Raw genomic sequence first — 24,585 nt, forward strand, 5'->3', positions numbered from 1 at the left:
TCTCGATGGCGGGCCGTCCCCACGAAGTCGGACGACCACCCGACCCATTGCCATAAAGAACATCCACCAATACACTGGTGTTCATCGGCACACACGGACGCCACGGATGAACAGTTCCACCCCGCCCCGCCACCAAGGCAGGATCACGACCTGGAAGGACGACCAGGGCTTCGGCTTCATCACGCCGGACGGCGGCGGTCCGACCGTATTCGTCCATGCCAGCGCGTTCGGCGAACGCGGTGCGCGGCCGGCCGAGAGCGACATCGTCACCTACCAGCTCGGCGCCAACGGCAAGGGACAGCCGCGTGCGGAACGGGTGGCATTTGTCCGCGAACGCGGCAAGCCGCGCGCCCCATCGGGCGCTGCGCCAAGGAACGACGCGGGCGCGCTGGCCCTGTCCGTCGGCTTCCTCGCCCTCGTCGCCGTGCTTGCCGCGTTGGGCTGGCTGCCGTCCGCGGTCCCATGGCTCTGCCTGGGCATGAGCACGATCGCCTTCGTCGCCTACGGCATCGACAAGTCGGCGGCACGGCACGACCGGCGGCGGACCCGGGAAAGCCACCTCCACCTACTGGCCCTCGCCGGCGGATGGCCGGGTGCGCTGCTGGCCCAGCGCGTGTTCCGGCACAAATCGAGCAAGCCGGCGTTCCAGGCGGCGTTCCGCTGGACGGTTGCGCTCCATTGCGCCATGCTGTGCTGGCTGGCGTCGCCGTATGGGGCGGAGGTCCTTCGTTGACGTGCCACTCGACCGTTCCATCTCGACCGAGGGGAACCCATGAACAAGCAGATCACCCTCCAGCCGGCGATGCCATCCTCGAGCTCGGCAGCGGCGACATTGGCGCCGTGTTCGTCGATCCCGGTCGCCAGGCCTGCCACCGGCATGAGCGGTACGCGTGCGCCACCGCCCAAGACCGCTCACAGGAAGCGCGGCCGGAACACGTACTCCATGCGGTCCCGGCATGCCTGCCAGCTTGCGTAGGCGGGTCCCTTCATCACAGCCACGACGGCACGGGCCGAAGCGACCGGATCGCCCCGGCTGCGGTTGACCGCGCCGGCCAGCGCCTCCGACAGGCCGTTGGCCTGTGGCGCGCAATGGGACACCGGGCCGCCGTCGATGGCCCCGTCGCCGAGGAAGGACATGCCGCGATTGATCGTGAGGTCCGACATCGCAGGGCGAGCGAAGTAAAAATTGTCCTTGGTCCACATGGCGTGCGAATAGGCGTAGAACGTCTTCCCCGCCTCGCTGCAGCGCGCGGCATAGCACTTCCAGAACGCAATGCGCGACTCGCGTATATCCGCATCGACCTTGTCGATCAGCCGCATCAGGTCGCCGACGCCCATGACCGCGTTGACCAGGCCGCCGGCCACCCTGCCGCCCTGCGTCTCCTCTTCCTCCGGAGTCATCATCCATGCCGGCTTGGGATCGGCCGGCACGTGGTAATAGTAGGGACGACCGGGATCGCCGCCCGGACGCATGCGCTCCAGGTCCTGCGCAATCCTGCGCTGGAACGCGGGGTCGATCGTCGGGCGGCCGTCCAGGTGCCGCGCGAAGACGCCAAGGAGGGCCGACTGGCCGGCCCAGACCGGCGAAAAATCGACGTTGCCCCAGCTCTGCATCTCGCGTTCGCCCGCGTCGCCCGTGACCTCGGCCATGCGCACACGCCGGTTCTGGCGGTAATGGACGATTTTCTGCAGGCGCGCCACCGCGCTCACGGCGGGACCGCCGAGACGTTCGTCCCAGGCGTCGAAGGCCTTGCGCCCCGCCGGGGACGCATCCAGCCGGCGCGCCTTCACGAACGCGACCTGCCCCAGGCGATTGATGCGCTCGAACAGCCCGCCCGGCTGCACCAGTCGGTCGTTGAACGGCCGCGAATGCAGTTCGTCGAGGCGGCTTTCCATGGAGGCGATCTCGGCGTCGATGCCGCGCGCCAGCGCCAGGTCGGCCGCCGCGCCCGTCGCCGGCAACGACTCGGCCTGCGCGATCCAGGCCCGCGCGCGCGTCTCCGGCGTCTCGCGCGAACGCGCCAGTTCGCGGTCGGCATCGGCCTGGCGCTCCGCGGCATCGGCACCGGCGGCGCGTGCCGCCACCTCCCAGGCGCCGCCGCCCCAGCCCAGGGCGACCGCCTCGCCCCAGGTCGGCGGACACGCGGACAGCGCCATATCCAGGTCCACCGGGAAGATCCCGCTGATCCGGCCCGGGTCGGGCCGGCTGCGCTCCCAGAACGTCAGCTGGTAGCCCTTGCCGCCGCCCGGCTTGCGGTAGACGCAGCGCAGCGCCGGCGCCGTGCGCTTTTCGAGGAAATTGATGGAGACGTCCTGCCGTTGCGCTTCCGTCAGCGGCAGCGCCGCATCGCCCGGCGCCGCCCCGCGCATGCTCACGACCGCCTCGATGGGCCTGGGCGCGCGCCCCGCCTGCGCGTGCGCGTGCGTGGCGCAGGCGAACAGGGCCAGGGGAATGGCCAGGCCGGCCAGCGTGGAAGACAGCGCGGTGCGTGGCATGGGTCGACTCCTTCGAGGGAGATGGCGGCACTTCCGGCGGCTCGGCCGCAGACAAACATGAAAATCGCACAACATTAATGGCGTGTCAAGACATCCATTGCCCGCACGGGGTATCGGCAACGCAACGCAGTCCCCGACGAATACGTACCCAGCCATCCCGGCCACCGGCATCGCCGACCGCATGATCTGCAAGGCGGCCGGCCCCGGCAATACCGCCGGCAAGGCCGGAAAAATGCAGAAAACGGCAACGCGGGGTCGAAGGCGCCCGGGTCCTGCGGCGCGCATCCCGCTGCTCACGCCAGCGTTGCCGGTCGGCCGGATGCGCGGCGCCGCCGATGCTCTGGCCATGCGACACTTGGCCACACGATGTCGCAAAAGGAGGATCGCATGAACGACGACCAGCAAACGAACCAGCAAGCGGACCAGCAAGCGGACCAGCAACCCGGGGCGGACGCGGCCGCGCCGCCGCCGCACAAGGACGTGGACGGCCTCAAGGACAAGAAGCCGGAGGAACTGACGCCGGAAGAGCTCCGGCTGATGGCGGACACGATGCCCGGCGAAGGGCCGGGCGATTGACACGGCCAGCTGAAAGACTATGTCAGCTGGCGATCATTCATGAAATATTCTTTCAATAGATTTCCGGCACGATGATCTCCGGCGCCACCGGCCGCCGCACGTAGTCGTCGTGGTACTCGCGCTCGGGCAACTGGATGGTCGGCCGGTCGACTTCCACGTAGGGCATCTGCTGCAGCAGGTGGTGGATGCAGTTAAGGCGCGCGCGCTTCTTGTCGACGCCCTGCACCACCCACCATTTCGCTTCCGGGATGTGGGTGCGCTCGAGCATGATCTCCTTGGCCTTCGTGTACTCTTCCCAGCGCCGGCGCGATTCCAGGTCCATGGGGCTCAGCTTCCACTGCTTGAGCGGATCGTGGATGCGGCTCAGGAAGCGCGCGTTCTGTTCCTCGTCCGAGATCGAGAACCAGTACTTGATCAGCTGGATGCCCGAGCGCGCCAGCATGCGCTCGAACTCCGGCACGGTCTGGAAGAATTCCTCGTACTGCGCGTCGGTGCAGAAGCCCATCACGCGCTCGACGCCGGCCCGGTTGTACCAGCTGCGGTCGAACAGGACGATCTCGCCGGCCGCCGGCAGGTGCGAGACGTAGCGCTGGAAATACCACTGCGTGCGCTCGCGGTCGTTCGGCGCCGGCAGCGCGGCCACGCGGCACACGCGCGGGTTCAGGCGCTGCACGATGCGCTTGATGACGCCGCCCTTGCCGGCCGCGTCGCGCCCCTCGAACAGGATCACGACCTTGTGGCCCGTGTGCACCACCCAGTCCTGCAGCTTGACCAGCTCCGCCTGCAGGCGGAACAGCTCGTGGAAGTACTGGCGCCGCGCTTCCTTGTCGGCGGCGTCCTGGGCCTGGGCCGGCAGCAGCGTGTCGGGGTCCAGGTCGCGGTCGTCCAGTTCGAGTTCCAGCTCCTCGTCGTAGCTGTCGGCGATGTCGCGTCGCACGCGCCGGACCAGGTCCGGTTGGTCGGTATTCCTCATCATGGCTTGCCTTGCACGTCGAAACAGGGGGCGCTGCCGCCGGCGGCGGCGCGGTGGCACTATGGCGCTTCGGCGCGACTATACCGCCGCCGTGTGACAGCGGCGTGACGGCCGCGTAGAATGCGGCCGATCCCCTCATTCCCATGGAGCGCCCATGATCGAACCGCTGTTCTTCGACGACGCCGCCGCCTTCCGCCGCTGGCTCGACGAGCACGCCGCCGGCGCGCGCGAACTGCTGGTGGGCTTTCGCAAGGTGGGCCGCGGCGCGCCCGGCATGCGCTGGTCGGAATCGGTCGACCAGGCCCTGTGCCACGGCTGGATCGACGGCGTACGCCGCCGCGTCGACGACGCCACCTACACGATCCGCTTCACGCCGCGCCAGCCCGGCTCGATCTGGAGCGCGGTAAACATCGACAAGGTCGCCAAACTGCGCGAACAGGGCCTGATGACGCCCGCCGGCGAGGCCGCGTTTGCCCGCCGCGCCGAGGAGCGCTCACGCGTCTATTCGCACGAGCGCGCGGCACCGGCCGAACTGCCGTCCGAGGCGCTGGCGCGCTTCCGGGCGCAAGCCGCCGCCTACGCCGCGTTCGAGGCCTGCCCGCCCGGCTACCGGCAGCGCGTGCTGCACTGGATCGTGAGCGCGAAAAAGCCGGAGACGCGCGATGCCCGGCTCGGGCGCCTCATCGAGGCCTGCGCCGCGGGCCGGCGCCTCGCCATCGGCTGATGCCTGCGCCGCCGGGCTTCAAGCCGGCGGCCGGTTCGGCTCGCGCCCGGCCGCCATCGCCAGCAGCGCGTCGCCGAAGCCGCCGCGCGCGCGCGGGTCGATGCGCGCGCTGGTGAACACGCGCGGCTGCGCGCTCCAGGCGAAGCGCGCGCCGGTGGCCTGCAGCGCCCGCACCAGCAGCACGTCCTCGTGGCAGGCCACGGCCTCGAAGCCGCCGGCCGCGCGGTAGGCGTCGGCGCTCACGCCCAGGTTGGCGCCGTGGATGTGCTGGTGGCCGTCGCGGTCGTTGTAATGGCTGGCGAAGTGCGCGCGCAGGCGCGCGGCGTCGGCGCCGTGCGGCGTCCAGTCGTCCACCGCGACCGAGCCGCACACCACGTCCACGCCCAGCGCGAGCTGCGCCGCCAGCCATTGCGGGCCCACGCGCGTGTCGGCATCGGTGAACGCCAGCCAGCGCGCGCCCAGCGCCAGCAGGTGGCGCGCCCCGGCCGCGCGCGCCACGCCGACCTGGCGCGCCGCCGTTTCCAGGCAGTCGAGCCGCAGGCCGGCCGCCGCGAACGCCCCGCACCAGCGTTCCACGATGGCGCGCGAGCCGTCGTCGCAGGCGTCCAGCACGACGCAGGCGGCGACCCGTTCGCCCCGCAGCGCGGGATGGCGCGCCGCGGCCAGCAGCGCCGCCAGGCAGTCGTCGAGCGCCGCCTCCTCGTTGTGGGCCGGGATCGCGACGCCGATCATGCCGCCCTCCTCGTCCATACCTCGAGCAGGAAATCGGCGTCGCGGTGCTGCACGGTGCGCACCAGCGCGGGGATGGCGTCGGCCGCCGCGTGGACCGACGCGGTCGATGCGGCGCGGTCGTCGAAGTCGTGGACGTAGTGGCACATCAGGAGTTCTCCTTCCTCTTCCAGGTTCGACGCCGCCTGCGCGACCAGGTCGCGCCAGGCGCCGGCGTCGAAGTAATAACCGAGTTCGCTCACGACCACGAGGTCGAAGCGTTCCGCGCGCGGCCATTGCGCGGGCAGGCTGCGCTGCTCGATGCGCAGCGCGCCATGGGCGAGCGCGTCGCCTTGCAGCCGGCGGCGCGCCGCCGCCACCGCGCCGGCCGCGCCGTCGCAGGCCAGCAGGCGCTCGCAGCGCGCCGCCAGGCTGGCGCTCAGTTCGCCGTTGCCGCAGCCCGGCTCGAACGCGCTGCGATAACTCGGCCGGCCCAGCGCCGCCAGCAGGACGGCGCGCTTGCGCCGCTCGTACCAGGCCGCGCGCACCTGCCACGGGTCCTCGTCGTGCGCGTACAGCGCTTCGAAATGGCGCCGGCGCGCCGCGTCGTCAAGCATCATGCAGATACACTTCCCAAGGGTTGAGCAATCGTTCCAGCGCGCCGGGAAACACGATCGGCGCCGCGCCGGTGCTGGCGTCGGCTTCCAGCTGGCTGCGAAAGCACGCCAATGCCGCGCGCTTGCGCGCCATCGTGCCCGCGTCCAGCGCCAGCCGGCGCGCCCGCGCCAGCGGGATGGCGCCATCGCCCGGGGCGCTCCAGTGCCAACCCCACACCGGCGCTTCCAGCAGGCGCGCGCCGCGCGCGGCGGCGGCGGCGGCGCAGGCGCGCGCCGTGGCCTCGTGGTCGGGGTGGCCGTCGTAGCGCCAGGTCGTGACGACCACGTCGCCCGGCGCCAGCAGCGCGGCCAGGCGCCCGGCAAGAAGCGCCTGCGCCGCCGCGATGCCGCCGTCGGCGATGCCGACCCGCTCGACGACGGGCGCCACGATGCCGAGGCGCGCCAGCGCGTCCAGCGTCTCGCGCGGCCGCGTCGCGCGCAGCCGTTGCGGCGGCCAGGCGGGCGAACCGGGATGGCTGCCTTCGCCGTCGGTGACGGCGACGATGCGCGCCGGCATGCCGCGCAGCGCGAGCAGGCGCAGCAGGCCGCCGCAGGGCAGGATCTCGTCGTCCGGATGCGGCGCCACCACCAGCGCGCGCGCCGCCGGCGGCACGAGCTCGTCGAGCGCCGCGAACGGCACCTCCGCCAGCGCGGGATCGGCGCGCCAGGCGGCGGCCGGGGTGCCGGCGCCGGCGATCAGGCGCGAGCGGTTCACAGCGTCCATGGCGCCTCCCCGCCGGCGGCGACGATCCGGCCCAGCGCTTCCTCGTCGCGCTCGGCGTGGCTCTGGCGCAGGAACACGGGCAGGTCCGCGAACAGGCGCGCCAGCCTGGGGTCCTTGCACATCGGACCGGGGCCGAGGGCGCGGCCCGCCGCCGCCAGCGTCGCCGTGGCGGCGGCGTCGACGTGCAGGCGCAGGGCCAGGGCCGCGGCCATCGCATCGGCGCCCGGGTCGCGGTCGATGACCGCGGCGGCCTGGCGCATCAGCGCCGCGCAGCTGCCCAGCAGCACGCTCACCTGGCCCAGTTGCGCGAGCCGGTGCGGATCGTCGCGCGCGCCCCGTTGCGGCAGCGCCAGGCGCGCGCGCAATGCGTCCGCCAGCGCGCCGGCCGCGCCGAACCAGCAGGCCGCGACGCCGGCGCCACCGTGCCAGAAGCCGGCGCGCCGCACGTAGAAGCCGGGGCCGCCCAGCGGCAGCGCGCGCGCGCCGTCGAACAGCACGTCGACGCTGCGGGTGGCGCGCATGCCGACGGCGTCCCAGCCATCGTCGCCGATGACGACCCCGCGCTGGCGCAGGTCCACTGCCGCCAGCATCGCCTCCCCGGCCTCGTTCCAGCAACTGACCACGGCGTGGGTGACGTCATGCGCGCCCGAGCACCAGGCCTTGCGGCCGTGCAGCGCGTATGCGCCGTCCGCTCCCGCGCGCAGCGCCACGCGCGCATCCGGCGGCTCGGCGCACCACGTCGCCCATGCCGAACCGGCGGGCGCGGGGCCGGCCTGGGCCTCGTGCAGGATGGCGAGGGCATCGGTATGGCCCTCGTACAGCTTGGCCACGCTCAGGTCGTGGCGGCCGGCGGCGGCCAGCGCGCGCCAGCGTTCGAGCGTGGCGCCGTGGCCGGGCAGCGGCAGGCGGTCCAGGCCGGCGTCGACCAGTTCGCGCAGCATGGCGCCCGGGGTGGACGCGCGCGATTCGGCCAGGTGGGCCTGCAGTGCGGCGGATGGGAGTGCGGGAGACGGCATCGAAGCGGTCGGCATGCGATTCGTTATTAAAATTGCATGCTACCACTTCGATCCGGTTCGGCACGCACGCGTGCGCGGCGGCGGCGGCGGCGGCGGCGGCGACGCCGCGTGGCGCTCAGGGCTTGTACTTCGGCCCCATCTCCAGGAACGGCCCGCCCTGGTACAGCGTGGTGACGTCGTCCGCCGCCGGGTAGCCGCCGCCCTCTGGAATCCGGTCCGCGAACTGCGCCGCGCTTTGCTTCGGCGTCCAGCACAGGAAGCCCGCATGGCGGTCGTCCCACCAGCGGCCCGGGTTGGCCGAGGTGCCGAAGGCGATCGTGTGGCCGACGCGCGGCGTCACCAGCGACCGGCGCAGCAGTTCCACCAGGTCGTCCAGGCCCAGCCAGGTCACCATCTGGCGGTAGGTCGTCGCCTCGGGCCAGCAGTAGCCGATGCGCAGGCACACGGTCTCGATGCCGAAGCGGTCCCAGTAGAAGCGCGACAGCGTCTCGCCGAACACCTTCGACACCCCGTAGTAGCCGTCCGGGCGCGGCGGCATCGTCGCGTCGACCAGGTCGGTCGTGCGGTACATGCCCATCGTGTGGTTGGAGCTGGCGAACACCACGCGCCGGATGCCCAGTTTGTGCACGGCCTCGTACAGGTTGACCATGCCGTGGATGTTGGCGTGCATGATCGGCTCCCATTCGACCTCGGTGGACACGCCGCCGAAGTGCAGGATCGCGTCCACGCCCTCGCACATCCGCAGCACTGCGTCGCGGTCGGCCAGGTCGCACAGCACCACCTCCTCGCCCGGCCCGGCCGGCCCGAAGTCGGCCACGTCGGCCAGGCGCACGACGTCGGCGAAGGCGTGCAGGTGCGGGCGCAGGCGCCGGCCCAGGTTGCCGGCGGCGCCGGTGAACAGGATACGCTGGAATGGTTTCGTCATCGTCTCGGCCTGGTTGTCTGACATCTTATACGTGGCGACGAGTATAGGCATCCGCCACGCGGATGGCAACCGGTCCGCGGCATTTCCGCGGCCGCCGGCGCCGCCCGTTATAATCATGCCATCGATACCGCCATCTTCCCGCCCATGAGCCTCTCTCCCGTCCCGCTGGTACCCGCCGGCCGCAAGAAATACCGCAGCCTCGCCCAGGGCGTGGTCGAGGAACTGGGCGCGCGCATCCGCGCATCCGAATTCAAGCCGGGCGACAAGCTGCCGCCCGAGTCCGCCATCATGGAAGCCTACGGCGTCAGCCGCACCGTCGTGCGCGAGGCGATCTCGCAGCTGCAGGCGGGCGGCCTGGTCCAGACCCGCCACGGCATCGGCACCTTCGTGCTCGAACCGCCGGCGCGCGGCCTGGGCATCGGCACGGCCAGCATCGTCACGGTGCGCGACGTGCTGGCCATCCTCGAGCTGCGCATCAGCATGGAGACCGAGGCCGCCTGGCTGGCGGCCACCCGCCGCAGCGACGAGCAGCTGGCGCAGCTGGGCGAGGCGCTGGCCGAGATGCGCCGCGCGGCCGCGCGCGGCGTCTCGTCGGTGGAGGCCGACGTGCGCTTCCACCAGCTGGTCGCGCAGGCCACCGGCAACCGCTACTTCGTCGAGCTGCTCGGCCAGCTCGGCAACGCCATCATCCCGCGCGCGCGCCTGGACACGCCGGCGCTCGATACCCGTCCGGCCGACTACCTGGAACGCCTGGACCGCGAACACGAGGACATCTTCCGGGCGATCCAGCGCGGCGACGCCGAGGCCGCGCGCGCGGCGATGCGCACCCACCTGTCCAACAGCCGCGAGCGGCTGCGCGAGGCCCAGCACCGCATCGAGGGCTGAGGCGCGCGGGCGGCGGCGCCGGCAATTTCCGCTTGCGGTGTCGCGAGACAAGTTGTACGATGACTTACAACTAGACACCCACTCGGAGATACCCCATGCATCCGCAAGACCTGAAGCGCACCCTGTCGTCCGGCCTGCTGTCCTTCCCGATCACGGATTTCGACGACGCGGGGAACTTCCGTCCGTCCACCTACGCCGAGCGGCTCGAATGGCTCGCGCCCTACGGCGCCAGCGCGCTGTTCGCGGCCGGCGGCACCGGCGAATTCTTTTCGCTGACCGGCGAGGAGTTCTCGGACGTGATCCGGGTCGCGGTCGAGACCTGCCGCGGCAAGGTGCCGATCCTTGCCGGCGCCGGCGGCCCCACGCGCACCGCGATGGCCTTCGCCCGCGAGGCCGAGCGCCTGGGCGCGCAGGGCATCCTGCTGCTGCCGCACTACCTCACCGAGGCCGGCCAGGACGGCCTGGTCGCCCACGTCGAAGCCGTGTGCAACGCCACCCGCCTGGGCGTGGTCGTGTACAACCGCGCGCAGTGCCGCCTGGGCGCCGAGTCGCTGGCCCTGCTGGCGGAGCGCTGCCCGAACCTGATCGGCTTCAAGGACGGCATCGGCGACATCGAACTGATGGTGTCGATCCGGCGCCGCCTGGGCGAGCGCTTCAGCTACCTGGGCGGCCTGCCGACCGCGGAAGTGTATGCGGGCGCCTACAAGGCGCTGGGCGTGCCCGTGTACTCGTCGGCGGTCTTCAACTTCGTGCCGCAGCTGGCCATGGACTTCTACCACGCGATGGCCGGCGGCGACGACGCGACCGTCAACCGCCTGCTGGACACCTTCTTCCTGCCCTACCTGGCGATCCGCAACCGCCAGCCCGGCTACGCCGTCAGCATCGTCAAGGCCGGCGCGCGCCTGGTCGGCCGCGACGGCGGGCCGGTGCGTGCGCCGCTGACCGACCTGACGCCGGCGGAATCGGATATGCTCCACCAACTGATCGTGGCCCAGGGCGCGCAATGACGCGCGCCTGACCGATCCGGCCGGCACGGAGACGCCGGCCGCACAGCAAGTCAGCGTACAACGACAACAGGCCTGACATGAACCGACACGCACGCGGCGACGCCGCGGCGAAGACCATCGGCAGCTATCGCTGGACGATCTGCGCGCTGCTGTTCTTCGCCACCACCATCAACTACCTCGACCGGCAGGTACTGAGCCTGCTGGCCCCTTCCCTGTCGGCGCGCTTCGGCTGGACCAATACCGACTACGCCGACATCGCCGCCGCCTTCCAGTTCGTGTACGCGCTGTCGCTGCTGTTCGCCGGCCGCATCGTCGACCGGCTCGGCACCAAGCGCGCCTACGTGCTGGCGATCGTCGTGTGGTCGGCCGGCGCCGTGGCGCACGCCTTCGCGCTGGACCTGGGCGCGGCGCTGAACGGCGTGCTCGGCGCGTTCGGCCTGGCGGCGCTGCCGGCGTCGGTCGGCGGCTTCATGATCGCGCGCGCCGTGCTGGCCATCGGCGAGGCCGGCAACTTCCCGGCCGCGATCAAGGCCACGGCCGAATACTTCCCGCGCACCGAACGCTCGCTGGCCGTCGGCATCTTCAATTCCGGCGCCAACATCGGCGCCATCCTGGCGCCGCTGACGGTGCCGCTGGTGGCCGCGCTGTGGGGCTGGCAGGCGGCCTTCGTCTGGATCGGCGCCATCGGCTTCCTGTGGATCGGCTTCTGGGCCGTGCTGTTCGACGAGCCGGCGCGCCAGCGCCGCCTGTCGCGCACCGAACTGGCCTACATCCAGGACGGCGCGGCGGACCCGGTCGGCGCCTGCCCGGCGCCGGCGCGCAAGGCCGGCTGGGGCGACCTGCTGCGCTGCCGCCAGACCTGGGCCTTCGTGACCGGCAAGTTCCTCACCGACGGCGTGTGGTGGTTCTTCCTGTTCTGGCTCCCCAAGTACCTGGCCGACACCTACGGCATGCAGCCGACCGCGATGGCGCTGCCGCTGACGGTCCTGTACAGCATGACGATGGTGGGCAGCATCGGCGGCGGCTGGCTGCCGGCCTGGTTCATGGCCCGCGGCGACGGCGTCTACGACGGCCGCCTGAAGGCCATGCTGCTGATCGCGCTGTTCCCGCTGGCCGTGCTGCTCGCGCAACCGCTGGGCCACCTGGGCTACTGGGTGCCGGTGCTGCTGATCGGCGTGGGCGCCTCGGCCCACCAGGCCTGGTCGGCGAACCTGCTGACCATGCCGGCCGACATGTTCCCGAAGCACTGCGTGGCCTCCGTGGTCGGCATCGGCGGGCTGGCCGGCGGCATCGGCGGCGTGGTCCTGACCAAGCTCGGCGGCGCCCTGTTCGACCACTACGGGGCCGCCGGCAGCATCCAGACCGGCTACATGATCATGTTCGCACTGTGCGCCGGCGCCTACCTGGCGGCCTGGTGCCTGATCAAGCTGCTGGTGCCGGTGCACGTGATGGCCCGGCTGCCCGGGGAGCTGGCCAATGCATGACGTGTCCACGCAGCGCGTCGCCTTCGCACGCGTGCCCGGCGTCGCCTGCGCCGTCGGCGAAAGCCCGCTGTGGCACGCCGCCGAGCAGGCCTGGTACTGGGTCGACATCCCGGCCCGCCGCATCTGGCGCCTGTCCTGGCATGGCGGCGCGGCGCGCCACTGGACCGCGGCCGAGATGGTCGCCTGCATCGCCGTCCATGCGGACGGCGGCCTGGTGGCCGGCATGGAGACGGGCATCTTCCACCTGCGGCTGCGCGACGACGGCGGCATCGACGCGCGCCGCCTCGCCGCCCCGCCCGAACTCGGCCCCGGCATGCGCTTCAACGACGGCCGCTGCGACCGCCAGGGGCGTTTCTGGGCCGGCACGATGTGGATGGACATGGCCGCCGCGCGGCCCGTCGGCTGCCTGTACCGATACGATGGCGGCCATGGCGGCGGCCTGTCGGCGCCGCTGGCGTCGGGCCTGGTGACGCAGAACGGCCTGGCCTGGTCGCCCGACGGCGCGACGATGTACCTGTCCGACTCGCATCCGGCGCGGCGCCGCGTATGGGCGTTCGACTACGACGCCGACGCCGGCCTGCCCTCGCACAGGCGCCTGTTCGTCGACCTGGCCACGCACGCCGGCCGGCCGGACGGCGCCGCCATCGACGCCGACGGCTGCTACTGGAGCGCCGGGAACGACGGCGCCAGCCTGCTGCGCTTCACGCCGGCGGGCCGGCTCGACCGCGCGCTCGCGCTGCCGTTCGCCAAGCCGTCGATGGCCAGCTTCGGCGGGCCGGACCTGGACACGCTGCTGGTGACGTCGATCGCGCCGCCGGGCGCGTCGCGCGACGACATGGCCGGCGCCGTGCTGCTGCTGCGCCCCGGCGTGCGCGGCGTGCCGGAGACGCCGTTCGGCGCATGAACGTCCGGCGGGACGCACGTCCGTCGGCAGATGCGCCGCCCGATCCGGCGGCCGGCGGCCGGCGAGGCGCCACGGCGACAGGATCCCCGCGCGCCGCGCGACGGATGGCGGTCCGGGCACGCATCCCGGTCTCCTTTGCAGCCGCCGGCGCCACCCCGGGCGCTGGCGGCTGGTTTTTTTCGACGTGCCGCCATTGTCGGTTAGTTGCAAGATTGGTGGTCTCATCGGTGCCAGATGCGGCGCTGCCGACGCAAGGCGCGCGGATGCGGTATCGTTGCCGTCCATTCCCAGCACACGCCACCACCCATGACGGCATCCACGCATTTCTACGAACCGCGCAACGGCCACGGCCTGCCGCACGACCCGTTCAACGCCATCGTCGGCCCGCGCCCGATCGGCTGGATCGCCTCGCTGTCCGGCGACGGCATCCCGAACCTCGCGCCCTACAGCTTCTTCAACGCCTTCAACTACGTCCCGCCGATCGTCGGCTTCGCCAGCATCGGCTACAAGGACAGCATCCGCAACATCGAGGAAACCGGCGAATTCACCTGGAACCTGGTGACGCGGCCGCTGGCCGAACGCATGAACGCGACCTGCGCGCAGGTCGGGCCCGAGGTCGACGAATTCGCGCTGGCCGGGCTCGACAGCGCGCCGTCCCGCATCGTCGCCGCGCCGCGCGTGGCCGCGACCCCGGTGGCGTTCGAATGCCGCCGCACGCAGGTCATCCAGCTGCAGCGCGCCGACGGGGCGACCGTGCCGACCTGGCTGGTGCTGGGCGAGGTGGTCGGCGTGCACATCGCGCGCGCGCTGCTCAAGGACGGCGTGTACGACACCGCCCATGCCGGCCACGTGCTGCGCGGCGGCGGTCCCGCCGACTACTTCGCGGTCGGCCCGGAACAGCTGTTCCACATGTTCCGCCCCGGCGCGCGGCCCTGACGGGCGAGGCCGAATAGCACGGTCGTTCATTCGCACAAGGCGCCGCGATCACGTATGATGGCTGCCCCGAGCCGGGACGACGCCACGCCGCCGCCGCGCGGGCGAGGCTGTGCGAACAACAGAACAGGCGGCCCCGCTCCCGGCCCCACAGGACAATCAACCACCCGCCGCTCGATCGGCACAGGAGCAACAATGAGCATCGAAAGCAGTCAGGACGAATCCCGGGATACCCAGTTGCGCGCGGACGCGCTCGAATACCACCGCAGCCCCGTGCGCGGCAAGATCGAGGTCGTCGCGACCAAGCCGCTGTCGAACCAGCGCGACCTGTCGCTGGCGTATTCGCCGGGCGTCGCCTACGCCTGCGAGGAAATCGCCGCCGATCCGGCCATGGCCGCCGAATATACCTCGCGCGGCAACCTGGTCGCCGTGATCTCCAACGGCACCGCCGTCCTCGGCCTGGGCAACATCGGGCCGCTGGCCTCCAAGCCCGTCATGGAAGGCAAGGGCTGCCTGTTCAAGAAATTCGCCGGCGTCGACGTATTCGACCTGGAACTGGCCGAGAACGACCCGGACAAGCTGGTCGAGGCCATCGCGATGCTGGAGCCGACCGTCGGCGGCATCAACCTCGAGGACATCAAGGCGCCCGAATGCTTCTACATCGAGAAGAAGCTGCGCGAGCGCATGAACATCCCCGTCTTCCACGACGACCAGCACGGCACCGCCATCATCTCCAGCGCCGCCCTGCTCAACGCCCTGAAGGTGGTGGGCAAGGACATCGGCGCCGTCAAGCTGGTCTGCTCCGGCGCCGGCGCCGCGGCCATCGCCTGCCTGGACATGATGGTGAGCCTGGGCGTGCAGCGCCAGAACGTGTTCGTGACCGACTCGAAGGGCGTGATCTGGCAGGGCCGCGAAGCGAACATGGAAGCCAACAAGGCGCGCTACGCGCAGGCGACCGATGCCCGCCTGCTTGCCGACATCGTGGCCGGCGCCGACGTCTTCCTGGGCTGTTCGACCGCCGGCGTGCTGACCGGCGCGATGGTCAGGACCATGGCCGACCGTCCCGTGATCCTGGCCCTGGCCAATCCGGAACCGGAGATCCGCCCGGAAGTGGCCAAGGCCGCGCGCCCGGACTGCATCGTCGCCACCGGCCGTTCGGACTACCCGAACCAGGTCAACAACGTGCTGTGCTTCCCGTACATCTTCCGCGGCGCGCTCGATTGCGGCGCCACCCGCATCACCGACGAGATGAAGCTGGCCTGCGTGACCGCGATCGCGGCGCTGGCCGAGGCCGAGGCCAACGACGCCGTGGCCGCCGCCTACGCCGGCCAGGACCTGACCTTCGGCCCCGACTACATCATCCCGAAACCGTTCGACCCGCGCCTGATGGCCGCCATCGCCCCGGCCGTGGCCGCGGCCGCCGCCGCCTCCGGCGTGGCGACGCGTCCCATCCAGGACATGGACGCCTACCGCGACAAGCTGGGCGAGATGATCTACCACACCGGTTTCTTCATGAAGCCCGTGTTCGCCAAGGCCAAGGCGCTGCCGCGCAAGGTCGCCTACACCGAGGCGACCGACCAGCGCGTGCTGCGCGCCGTGCAGACCGTCGTCGACCAGGGCCTGGCCCGGCCGGTGCTGGTGGGCCACGCCGCCGAGATCGAGGCCGCCGTCAAGCAGTCCGGCCTGCGCCTGCGCCGCGAAGTGGACTACGCGCTGGTCGAGCCGGAAGCCGGCGTCGACCCCACGCTGCAGGGCACCCGCCTGGTCAACGCGGGCCAGGCCGACGCGCTGATCTGCGGCATGAAGGGCAGCTACGACAGCCACCTGGCCCACGTGAAGAACGAGATCGGCCTGGCCCCGGGCGCCGCCACGCTGGCCGCGATGAACGCGCTGGTGCTCGACAAGATGACCCTGTTCATCACCGACACCTACGTCAACGACAACCCGTCCGCCGAGGAACTGGCCGCGATCACGCGCCTGGCCGCCGACGCCGTCGCCCACTTCGGCATCGAGCCGAAGGCGGCGCTGGTGTCGCACTCGATCTTCGGCTCGTCCGAGCGCCCGTCCGCGGTCAAGATGCGCGCGGCGCGCGCCCTGCTGGCGGACGGCGCGCCGCACCTGCAGGTGATCGGCGAGGTGCATGGCGACGCCGCGCTGTCGGAGGACATCCGCCGCCTGTACCAGCCGGAAGGCGAGCGCCCGACCGGATTCGCGGGCGCCGCCAACCTGCTGGTGATGCCGTCGCTGGACGCCGCCAACATCCTGTTCAACGTGCTCAAGGTCACGTCGGGCAAGGGCGTGACGGTCGGCCCGATCCTGCTGGGCGCGGCCAAGCCGGTGCACATCCTGAGCCCGAGCGCGACGGTGCGCCGCATCGTCAACATGACGGCGCTGGCGGTGGCCGGCGTGCGCTGAAGGCTCGCTTGCCGGCACGCTCCCGTCGGCAGCCTGTCCGTCGCCCCGGCCTCGCGCCGGGGCGACGGGCCACCATCGCGGCGCCGTTGGCGCCCGCCGTCACGCCACCCGCCTTCCCCGCACCGACGACGACCAGTTTTCCAGGTCCACCTCCTCGCGCATGTCGGCGCACGCCGCCACCAGCTGGTCGATCTCGCGCTGCCCCAGGCCGGCATTGAGCGTCAGGCGCACCAGCGCGCGGTTCTTCGCCGTGGCCGGCGCGCAGAATACCGCCCCGTAGATGCCGCGCGCCTCCAGCGCCTTGCGCAGCGCCAGCGTCTGCGGCTCCGGCCCGGCTTCCAGCGCCACGATCTGCTCGGTCCCGTCGCCGATGCAATAGCCCAGCTGCGCCAGGCGCGCGCGCACTTGCGCGGTCGTGGCGCGCAGCGCCGCGCGGCGCGCGTCGGCGCCGCGCACCAGGTCGATGGCGGCGTCGAACCAGGCCAGTTCGTGGTCCAGCAGGCAGGAACTGAAGATCGCCGGGCGCGACGCCGACAGGAAGTAGCCCTTGAAGCGGCTGGAACAGGTCAGCAGGCCGGCGCGGCCCGCGAACGCCTTCGCCAGCGAGGCGGTGCGAAAGTGCACGCGCTCTTCCAGTCCCAGCCCGACCACCAGCCCCGCGCCTTCCGGTCCATGCGTGCCGAGCGAATGCGACTCGTCCACGACCAGGATCGAGCCGGAGCGCTCGGCGATCCCGACCACCTCGCATAGCGGCGCGACGCTGCCGTTGGTGCTGTACAGCGCGTCGATCACGATCACGCCGGGACCGTGCCTGGCGACCTGGCGCGCCAGGTGGTCGGCCTGGTTGTGCAGGAAGGGCACGCCCCGCGCCTGGGCCGACTGCACGCCTTCCCACAGCGAGGCGTGCGCCAGCATGTCGAGGTAGACCGGGATGCCCGGTTGCGCGAGGCTCTGCAGCAGGCCGACGTTGGCCGCCCAGCCCGATTGCGCCAGCACCGCGTCCTCGCTGCGCAGGTAGCCGGCGAATTTTTCCTCCAGCCGGTGCTGGGCGCTGCCGGCCTGCAGGAACACCGAGGACATCAGCGCCTGGCCCGCCGCGCGCTCCAGGCTGCGCACCTGGGCGCGCACCAGCGCCGGCTCGGCCGAGATGCACAGGTAGTCGTTCCCGGCCAACATCAGCGCGCCGGGACCGGGCGGCGACCAGACATGCATGTGCTCGCCGCCCAGCAGGCGTTCGACGCGGTCGATGTAGTGCTCGTCCATGCGGCGCGTGACGAACGGCGGCAGGTCGTGGCTGGCGGGCAGGCGGATGGGGTCGATGCGCATGGCGTTTCTCCTTAAAAAATGTTCATTTTGCAATTAATGTTTCAAGAGAAATAAGTTGTCATCGCACAATTGAGCTAGATCAAAGCCCGCGCCGGTGCCTGCGCCAACATCACGACATGTTGCCCCAGGTTAATTCTGTGAAATCATTTGTGACGATGAAACTCTTGCATGGCGTCATCCGCGCAGCAGGCCGGGCGGCCCCGCGCGCCGGCGCGCCCGACGGCCGCGTGGCCCGCGCCCTGCGCCAGTGGCTGGTGCGCCGGCAGGGCGAACATGCCCGCGTCGCCACCCGGCTGCGCTTCCTGGCGTGGATCGGCTGCCTCGGCATGCCGGCCTATTACGTGGTCTGGACCGCGTGGTTCCCGCAGCACTACGAAAGCCCGGGCCTGCGCGCGCTCGGCGTGGCGCTGTGCCTGCCCGCGCTGTTCGCGCACCGCTTTCCCGATGGCCTGCCGGCGCGCGCCTACGAGTTCGTAGGCGTGTGCTACGTGCTGCCGTTCTTCTTCACCTATATGTTCCTGATGAACCACGGCTCGGCCGTGTGGGCGCAGTCCCTGCTGGCGGCGCTGATCGTGCTGTTCCACTTCGACTGGTGGTGGGCGCTGGCCGCCTTCGCCTGCGGGACCGGCGCCGCGGCCGCCCTGTTCGCCGTGGCCGGCGACGGCACGCCGCTGGTGCGCACCCACATGCTGGAACAGCTGCCGATCTACGCCTTCACGATCCTCGTCGTCTCCGTCACGAAGCTCGGCCGCAGCGTGCTGGCGCGCGAGAAGCTCGCCGGCATGGCGCAGGCGCTGGCGATGGTGTCGCACGAACTGCGCACGCCGCTGATGGGCGTGTCGGCCAACGTGCGCGGCATCGAGCGCGCGCTGGCCGCGCGCCGCCGCGCCGGCGGCGAACCCGAGCCGGCCGTGGACGCCGCCCTGGCCCGCATCGGCTACGACGTGCGCCACATGAATCGCTTGGTCGACCTGTTCCTGCAGTCGGCCACGGTGCTGGAACGGCAGCTGGCGCCGACCGAGTGCCTGTCGATGGCGCAGGCGGTGGAGGCGGCGCTGGATCGCTATCCGTTCGCCGACGGCGCCCAGCGCGGCCTGGTGGAAGTGGTGGTGCGGCGCGACTTCGCGTTCGCCGGGCGGGCCGACCTGTGCGCGGTGCTGCTACTGAACCTGCTGCGCAACGCGTTCAAGGCGCTGCAGCGCGCCGGCAAGGGCAAGGTCCGGATCATCGTCGACGGCGCCGCCGCGCGCCCGCGCCTGCTGGTGATGGACAGCGGCTGCGGCATCCCGGCGCGCCAGCTGCCGCTGATCTTCGAACGCTTCCACTCCTGGCCGCCCGGCGCCGGTTCCGGCATCGGCCTGGCCCTGTGCGACGACATCGTGCGCGCCTGGCACGGCACCATCCGCTGCCGCTCGCGCGAGCGCGCCTGGACCGTGTTCGCGCTCGCCTTCCCGCGCGCGCCGGGCCTGGCCTCGTCCTCGCCCTCGCCCTCGCCGCACTGAGGCCGCCATGACGCTGCGCCCGCCGTTGCCCCCGCAACTTCCCGTCTACCGGCATCCGAGCACCGTCGTCATCGTCGACGACAGCCCCTCGTTCCTCGCCAGCCTGCGCTTCCAGCTCGACGAGCGCATGCCCGGCAAGACATTCGCCGACGCCTGCGGCGCGATCGCCTGGCTGCGCGCCCGCGCCCGCGGCGCCGAGCCGGGGCGCTTCCTGTCGCCCACCATCGACACCTTCTCGGCGCAGCCGCTCAACGTCGCCCTGCATGTCGAGCGGATCTGCGCGATCGCCGCCCGCCCGCAGCGCTTCGCGGAACCCTCGGTGCTGGTGGCGGACTACGCGATGCCGGGCATGAACGGCGTCCAGTTGTGCCAGGCCGTGCGCGACCTGCCCTGCAAGACGATCCTGCTGACCGGCACGGCCGACGAGCGCATCGCCATCGACGCCTTCAACCGCGGCCTGATCGACCGCTACATCCGCAAGAGCGACCACGACGCGCTCGAACGCCTCGACGCCGACCTCGCGACCCTGCAGCACGCCTGGTTCCTGGAACAGGCCGCGCCCCTGCGCAGCCTGCTGCCGCTGCACGGCTACGGTTTCATCGACGATCCCGCCATCGCGGCGCTGGCGGCGCGCGAGGCGGCGGACAGGCACTGCGTCGAGCACTACCTGTTCCACGACCCCGCCGGCCTGCTGATGGCCGACCGCGACGGCCGCCGCTGGCTGCTGGTGATCGAGACCGAGCAGACCATGCGGGCGCACCTGGAGATGGCGCGCGACGACGGCGCGCCGTCCGCGCTGCTGGCGGCGCTGGAGGCGCGCGTGGTGATCCCCAATTTCACCGACGGCGACGGCATGTATTCGGCGCGCTTCGGCAAGGACTGGTACCGTCACACGGCGCCGGCCCGGGTGTGCGAAGGCCACCAGCGCTACTACTGGGCCGTGTTCGACCTGCGCCCGGATTTCCCGCCGGGGCGGGTGACGCCCTTCGCCGGCTTCCTGGCCGGCGACGGCGCCTGAAGACGCCGCCCGGCGCCGGCGGGGTTTGCTATGCTGTGGCCTGTCGACCTTACCGGGATTGCCTCCATGCCAGGCCCGTCTCCGCGCCGCTTCCTTCCCGTGCTGGCCCTCGCGGCCTGCGCCACGCTGCCCGCGCCCACGGGCGCCGCCGACCTGCCGGTCCACGTGCTGGACAACGGCACCGTGCGCGCCACCGTCACCGCCGCCATCGGCGGCCGCCTGCTGTCGTTCGCGCTGCGCGGGCAACCGAACTTCCTGCTGCTCGACGCCGCCGCCGGCGATCCCGCCGCCCCCGTCGATGCGGCCGGCGACAACGTGCCGTATTTCGGCCACGAGGTCTGGGTCGGGCCGCAAAGCGAATGGTGGGTGCACCAGGACGCGAACCCGCAGCGCGCGGCGGCGCGCGCCGCATGGCCGCCGGATCCCTGGCTCAACCTGTCCCGCTACGAGGTCGAGGCGAGCGGCCCTGCGGCCGTGACGCTGCGCGGCCCGGCCAGCCCGGTGAGCGGCGTCGCGCTGCGCAAGCGCTACGCGCTGGTGGTGGGCCGGCCGGATACGCTGCGCCTCGACGCGCGCGCGACCAACCGGCGCGCCACCGGCGTCGCCTGGGACCTCTGGTTCAATACGCGCGTGCCCGCCGACACGCACGTCTACGTGCCCGTGGCGCACGCCGGCGACGTGCGCGCCGTGCCCGCGCAGGCCGACCGGCCGGCGCCGCGCTACCGGGTCGACGCCGGCATCCTCGCGCTGGACGTGCCGGCACATGGTGCCGCAAGCGCTGCAACGAGCGATGCAGCAGGCGGCGCCCCCAAGGGCAAGATGTTCCTGCAGCCCGCCGCCGGCTGGATCGCGGCCTTCCGCGGCGACCAGGCGCTGCTCATCCGGTTCGACCACCAGCCGCGCGCGGCGATCCACCCGGAGCAGGGCCAGGTCGAGCTGTACCAGGACGGCGGCGACATCGGCGCCGACGCCGGCGTGCTCGAACTGGAGGTGCACGCGCCCTACCGCAAGCTGGCGCCCGGCGCGGCGATGGACGCCCACGAGCTGTGGACGATCCTGCCTTACCGCGGCGCCGCCACGCCCGCCGCGCACCTGGCCTTCCTGCGCGCCCATGCCGGGCAGGCGGGGCTGCGGATGCCCGCCATGCACGATAAATGACGAAGCTGACGATCACCGCTGCCAGTGGGATGGTGGATTTGCCACGATTTGCTAAAAATTGATGTTTGGCATTGATTTTTACGGATGACTTCCTGCTAGAATAGTGTCAGTGCAATGGTTTTTGATAAACGCCAACAACCTGCACTCAAAATCGTCAGTTAGACGAAGCGTCCACGCGACGCGCCGTCGCCACCCATGGAGCTTGCGCATGCACGTCAAATCCGTCCTGCTGTCCCTGTCCGCCATCCTCGCCATGGCCGCGACCACGGCCCACGCAGTTCCCCTGATCGCCAACGGGAATTTCGAGCAGGTCACCAACGGCACCAACAAGCAGCTCGCGTCCGGCACCTCGACCACCGCGGCCAACCGCACCACGCTGGTCGGCTGGAACAGCAGCAACGGCAACGACGGCGGCTACAACTTCGTCCTCGACAACGCGACCACCGTCGCGAATACCGGCGCATCGATCGTCGGCCTGAAGGGCTATACCGCGTCCGCCAACGGCGGCAACGTGTTCGCGTCCGATTCGCAGTACTGGCCCGGCACCCTGTCGCAGGCCGTCAGCGGCCTGAGCGTCGGCACCTCGTACGTGCTGACCTTCGATTACGCGATGGGCCAGCAGAACGGCTTCGACGGCGCCAACTACAACAACTACTGGCAGGTCACCTTCGGCAACACGGTCAAGGCCACCAGCGTGCTGACCTCGACCGACGGCGCCTTCACCGGCTGGAAGACGGCGACCATGACGTTCACCGCCACCAGCACCAGCCAGCTGCTGTCCTTCCTGGCCAAGGGCGACGCGCCGGGCGCGCCGCCGTTCATGCTGCTCGACGGCGTGTCGATGCAGGCCGCCGCCGTGCCCGAGCCGTCGACCTGGAGCCTGCTGCTGGGCGGCGCCGGACTGCTGGGCCTGGTGGTTCGCCGCCGCCGCAACGGCAGCCGCAAGGCCTGAACGCCGGTCCGCGCGCCGGCGGCGCCGGACGCCTCCTCCGCTTTTCGCCATGAACGCCTTCTTCCACGACGTCGCCACGACGGCGCTGCGCCTGTGCGTGTGGCTCGTCCTGCTGGGCGCGATCTTCGTGCCGCTGGAGCGCTGGTTCGCCGTGCGCCAGGCGCCGGTGCTGCACCCCGAGCTGCGGCGCAACCTCGCCTATTACTTCCTCAGCAGCCTGGTGCCGGTCCTGCTGCTGAGCGCCCCGACGGCGCTGCTCGCGGCCGCCGCCAGGCACTTGGTGCCGGCGCCGCTGACGGCGGCGGTGCAGGCCCTGCCGCCCGCGGCCCACATCGCGCTCGCCTTCGTCGTCGTCGAAACCGGCTTCTACTGGGGCCACCGGCTCAGCCACGAACTGCCCTGGCTGTGGCGCTTCCACGCGCTGCACCACAGCACCGAGCACGTGCACTTCCTGTCGAACACCCGCTCGCACCCGGTCGACATGGTCGTGACCCGCATGTTCGGCCTGGTGCCGCTGTACCTGCTGGGACTGGCCGAACCCACCGCCGCCGGCAGCGGCACGCCGGCCGCGCTGATGGTGCTGGGCATGCTGTGGGGCTTCTTCATCCACGCCAACCTGCGCTGGCGTTTCGGGCCGCTGGAATGGCTGGTGACGACGCCGGCCTTCCACCACTGGCACCACACGCGCCGCGACCACATCGACCGCAACTACGCGTCCACGCTGCCCTTCCTGGACCGCCTGTTCGGCACCTATTACCTGCCGCGCCACTGGCCGGCCGAATACGGCACCGACACGCCGCATGCCGATGGCCTGGCGGGGCAGTTGCTCGATCCGCTCGTGGGCGCGCACCGGGCCGGCGCGGCGGACAAGCGCAACGCCGCCTGAGTTTTTTCGAGGTCGCTTGACCCCGTAGCCGTCGCTGCTGCGTTCCATGAGCATCGACCACTACCGGGAGCTTCCCATGCCGCTTCGCCGCACCACCCTCGTCGCCGCCTGCGCCTATGCCGCCTGGCTGCTGGCCGTGCCGGTCCTGCCCACGCTGGCGCAGGACGTGGCGCGCCGCCCGCCCCCGGCGCTCCTCGCCGTGCAGGGCGCCGAGCGCCCCATCGAGCTGCGCCGGGCCGCCGTCGACGTCGACATCGGCGCCGGCGTGGCCGACACGACGATCGAACTGGCCTTCCGTAATTCGAACGCGCGCACGCTCGAAGGCGAGCTGCAGTTCCCGCTGGCGCCGGGCCAGACGGTGGTCGGCTTCGCCCTCGACGTCGGCGGCGAGATGCGCCCCGCCGTGCCGGTCGAGAAGGCGCGCGGGCGCCAGGTGTTCGAGGAGATCGCGCGGCGCGGGGTCGACCCCGGCCTGCTCGAGGCCACGCGCGGCGACAACTTCAAGCTGCGTATCTATCCGCTGCCGCCCGGCGGCGAGCGGCGCGTGCGCCTGCGCATCGCCCAGCGGCTGGAGCGCAGCGGCGGGGACTGGCTCTACCGGCTGCCGCTGCCGTACGCGGCCGGCGTCGACGACTGGCGCGCGGGCGTCAGGGTCCACGGCGCCGATGCCGCGCCGACCGTGCCCGGCGCCCTGCAGCCGGTCGCCTTCCGGCGCGACGGCGACGGCGTCGCCGCCGACGTGCCGCGCGCCGCGCTGGCCGGCGGCGTGCTGGCGCTGCGCGGCAAGGCCGATGGCGTCGCGCGCGCCTGGACCGGGGACATCGACGGCGAGTCCTACTTCGTCGCCGACATTCCCGTCGTGGAAGGCGCCGCCTGGACGCCGCGCCGCCTGCCCGGCCGCGTGGGCCTGCTGTGGGACAGCTCCGATTCCGGCGCCGCGCGCCGCCACGACCTCGAGTTCGCCCTGCTCGACCGCTATTTCCGCGCGCTGGGCGACGCCGAGGTCAGCCTGGTGCGCCTGCGCGACCGCGCCGAGGCGCCGCGCAGCTACCGCGTGCGCGGCGGCGACTGGTCGGCGCTGCGGCGCGAACTGGAGGCGACCGTGTACGACGGCGCCACGGCACTGGGCGGCTGGACGGTCGATGCGCGCGCCGGCGAGTACCTGCTGGTCTCGGACGGCCTGGACAACTACGGCGCCGCGCCGTTCCCGCAACTGGCGCCGCACCAGCGCCTGTTCGCGCTGAACGGGGCGCCCGGCGGGTCGGACGGCGTCCGGCTCGCCGCGCTCGCCCGGCGCCATGGCGGCCGCGCCATCGA

The 24,585-nt window shown here is 71.8% G+C and carries 23 protein-coding genes; 15 read left to right on the plus strand and 8 right to left on the minus strand.

The window, feature by feature from the left end:
• Positions 1–106 precede the first annotated feature (106 nt).
• Positions 107–733: a cold shock and DUF1294 domain-containing protein gene (locus QZ749_RS24970; protein ID WP_296953079.1), complete on the plus strand. Its 627-nt coding sequence runs from the start codon at positions 107–109 to the stop codon at positions 731–733.
• Positions 734–912: 179 nt separating this feature from the next.
• Here QZ749_RS24970 and QZ749_RS24975 read toward each other — a convergent pair whose 3' ends face one another.
• Positions 913–2,496, minus strand: a complete 1,584-nt coding sequence (locus tag QZ749_RS24975) for a hypothetical protein (protein WP_296953080.1) — start codon at positions 2,494–2,496, stop codon at positions 913–915.
• Between the two features lie 387 nt (positions 2,497–2,883).
• On the opposite strand from QZ749_RS24975, the gene QZ749_RS24980 reads away from it, so the two are divergent.
• Positions 2,884–3,072 carry a hypothetical protein gene (locus tag QZ749_RS24980; protein WP_296953082.1) on the plus strand — a complete coding sequence of 63 codons (189 nt, stop codon included), beginning with the start codon at positions 2,884–2,886 and terminating at the stop codon, positions 3,070–3,072.
• Between the two features lie 52 nt (positions 3,073–3,124).
• Here QZ749_RS24980 and ppk2 read toward each other — a convergent pair whose 3' ends face one another.
• A complete protein-coding gene (gene ppk2 / locus QZ749_RS24985) occupies positions 3,125–4,045 on the minus strand; it encodes a polyphosphate kinase 2 (protein WP_296953123.1) in 921 nt (306 codons plus the stop codon).
• Positions 4,046–4,199: 154 nt separating this feature from the next.
• Between ppk2 and QZ749_RS24990 the strand changes: the two genes are divergently transcribed.
• Entirely contained in the window at positions 4,200–4,769 is a 570-nt protein-coding gene (locus tag QZ749_RS24990; protein WP_296953083.1) for a YdeI family protein, read from the plus strand.
• Positions 4,770–4,787: 18 nt separating this feature from the next.
• On the opposite strand, the gene QZ749_RS24995 is transcribed toward QZ749_RS24990, so the two are convergent.
• The 5 genes from QZ749_RS24995 to QZ749_RS25015 form a co-directional block, all read right to left on the minus strand.
• A complete protein-coding gene (locus tag QZ749_RS24995) occupies positions 4,788–5,501 on the minus strand; it encodes a glycosyltransferase family 2 protein (protein WP_296953085.1) in 714 nt (237 codons plus the stop codon).
• Positions 5,498–6,097 carry a methyltransferase domain-containing protein gene (locus QZ749_RS25000; RefSeq protein ID WP_296953088.1) on the minus strand — a complete coding sequence of 200 codons (600 nt, stop codon included), beginning with the start codon at positions 6,095–6,097 and terminating at the stop codon, positions 5,498–5,500. Before QZ749_RS25000 ends, QZ749_RS24995 begins: the two co-directional genes overlap by 4 nt.
• On the minus strand, positions 6,087–6,857 hold the full coding sequence (locus QZ749_RS25005) for a PIG-L deacetylase family protein (RefSeq protein ID WP_296953089.1): 771 nt from the start codon (positions 6,855–6,857) through the stop codon (positions 6,087–6,089). Before QZ749_RS25005 ends, QZ749_RS25000 begins: the two co-directional genes overlap by 11 nt.
• Positions 6,845–7,888 carry an acyl-CoA dehydrogenase gene (locus tag QZ749_RS25010; protein ID WP_296953091.1) on the minus strand — a complete coding sequence of 348 codons (1,044 nt, stop codon included), beginning with the start codon at positions 7,886–7,888 and terminating at the stop codon, positions 6,845–6,847. Before QZ749_RS25010 ends, QZ749_RS25005 begins: the two co-directional genes overlap by 13 nt.
• Before the next feature lie 100 nt (positions 7,889–7,988).
• Positions 7,989–8,798: an NAD(P)-dependent oxidoreductase gene (locus tag QZ749_RS25015; RefSeq protein WP_296953092.1), complete on the minus strand. Its 810-nt coding sequence runs from the start codon at positions 8,796–8,798 to the stop codon at positions 7,989–7,991.
• Between the two features lie 144 nt (positions 8,799–8,942).
• Here QZ749_RS25015 and QZ749_RS25020 point away from each other — a divergent pair, with 144 nt between their 5' ends.
• The 6 genes from QZ749_RS25020 to QZ749_RS25045 all read left to right on the plus strand — a co-directional run bounded on the left by QZ749_RS25020 (position 8,943) and on the right by QZ749_RS25045 (position 16,426).
• Complete coding sequence (locus QZ749_RS25020) at positions 8,943–9,683, plus strand: FadR/GntR family transcriptional regulator (RefSeq protein WP_296953094.1); 741 nt, start codon at positions 8,943–8,945, stop codon at positions 9,681–9,683.
• Positions 9,684–9,778: 95 nt separating this feature from the next.
• Entirely contained in the window at positions 9,779–10,690 is a 912-nt protein-coding gene (gene kdgD, locus QZ749_RS25025) for a 5-dehydro-4-deoxyglucarate dehydratase (protein ID WP_296953096.1), read from the plus strand.
• Between the two features lie 77 nt (positions 10,691–10,767).
• Entirely contained in the window at positions 10,768–12,174 is a 1,407-nt protein-coding gene (locus QZ749_RS25030) for an MFS transporter (RefSeq protein ID WP_296953098.1), read from the plus strand.
• The gene (locus QZ749_RS25035) at positions 12,167–13,078 is read left to right on the plus strand and encodes an SMP-30/gluconolactonase/LRE family protein (protein ID WP_296953100.1); all 912 of its coding nucleotides are present in this window, start codon (positions 12,167–12,169) and stop codon (positions 13,076–13,078) included. The genes QZ749_RS25030 and QZ749_RS25035 overlap by 8 nt, the downstream gene beginning before the upstream one ends.
• Positions 13,079–13,384: 306 nt before the next feature.
• Positions 13,385–14,014 (plus strand): flavin reductase family protein, encoded by a 630-nt coding sequence (locus QZ749_RS25040; RefSeq protein WP_296953102.1) that lies wholly within the window; start codon positions 13,385–13,387, stop codon positions 14,012–14,014.
• Between the two features lie 192 nt (positions 14,015–14,206).
• Positions 14,207–16,426 (plus strand): NADP-dependent malic enzyme, encoded by a 2,220-nt coding sequence (locus QZ749_RS25045; protein WP_296953104.1) that lies wholly within the window; start codon positions 14,207–14,209, stop codon positions 16,424–16,426.
• A 99-nt stretch (positions 16,427–16,525) separates the two neighbouring features.
• Here the strand turns inward: QZ749_RS25045 and cqsA are convergent, their stop codons facing one another.
• Entirely contained in the window at positions 16,526–17,752 is a 1,227-nt protein-coding gene (gene cqsA, locus QZ749_RS25050; protein ID WP_296953106.1) for an alpha-hydroxyketone-type quorum-sensing autoinducer synthase, read from the minus strand.
• 155 nt (positions 17,753–17,907) lie between these two features.
• Between cqsA and QZ749_RS25055 the strand changes: the two genes are divergently transcribed.
• From QZ749_RS25055 to QZ749_RS25080, 6 genes are all read left to right on the plus strand, one after another.
• A complete protein-coding gene (locus QZ749_RS25055; RefSeq protein WP_296953107.1) occupies positions 17,908–19,254 on the plus strand; it encodes a HAMP domain-containing sensor histidine kinase in 1,347 nt (448 codons plus the stop codon).
• A 7-nt stretch (positions 19,255–19,261) separates the two neighbouring features.
• Positions 19,262–20,272, plus strand: coding sequence for a hypothetical protein (locus QZ749_RS25060; protein ID WP_296953109.1), 1,011 nt, complete (start codon positions 19,262–19,264; stop codon positions 20,270–20,272).
• Between the two features lie 66 nt (positions 20,273–20,338).
• Positions 20,339–21,430 carry a DUF4380 domain-containing protein gene (locus QZ749_RS25065; protein ID WP_296953110.1) on the plus strand — a complete coding sequence of 364 codons (1,092 nt, stop codon included), beginning with the start codon at positions 20,339–20,341 and terminating at the stop codon, positions 21,428–21,430.
• Between the two features lie 208 nt (positions 21,431–21,638).
• Positions 21,639–22,382, plus strand: a complete 744-nt coding sequence (locus QZ749_RS25070; RefSeq protein ID WP_296953111.1) for a PEP-CTERM sorting domain-containing protein — start codon at positions 21,639–21,641, stop codon at positions 22,380–22,382.
• A 49-nt stretch (positions 22,383–22,431) separates the two neighbouring features.
• Complete coding sequence (locus QZ749_RS25075; RefSeq protein ID WP_296953112.1) at positions 22,432–23,268, plus strand: sterol desaturase family protein; 837 nt, start codon at positions 22,432–22,434, stop codon at positions 23,266–23,268.
• Between the two features lie 76 nt (positions 23,269–23,344).
• On the plus strand, positions 23,345–24,585 hold a 1,241-nt coding region (locus QZ749_RS25080), incomplete at its 3' end, for a VIT domain-containing protein (protein ID WP_296953114.1).

It is taken from the genome of uncultured Massilia sp., from assembly GCF_913773735.1.
In the GTDB taxonomy this organism is placed as follows: Bacteria; Pseudomonadota; Gammaproteobacteria; order Burkholderiales; family Burkholderiaceae_D; genus Telluria.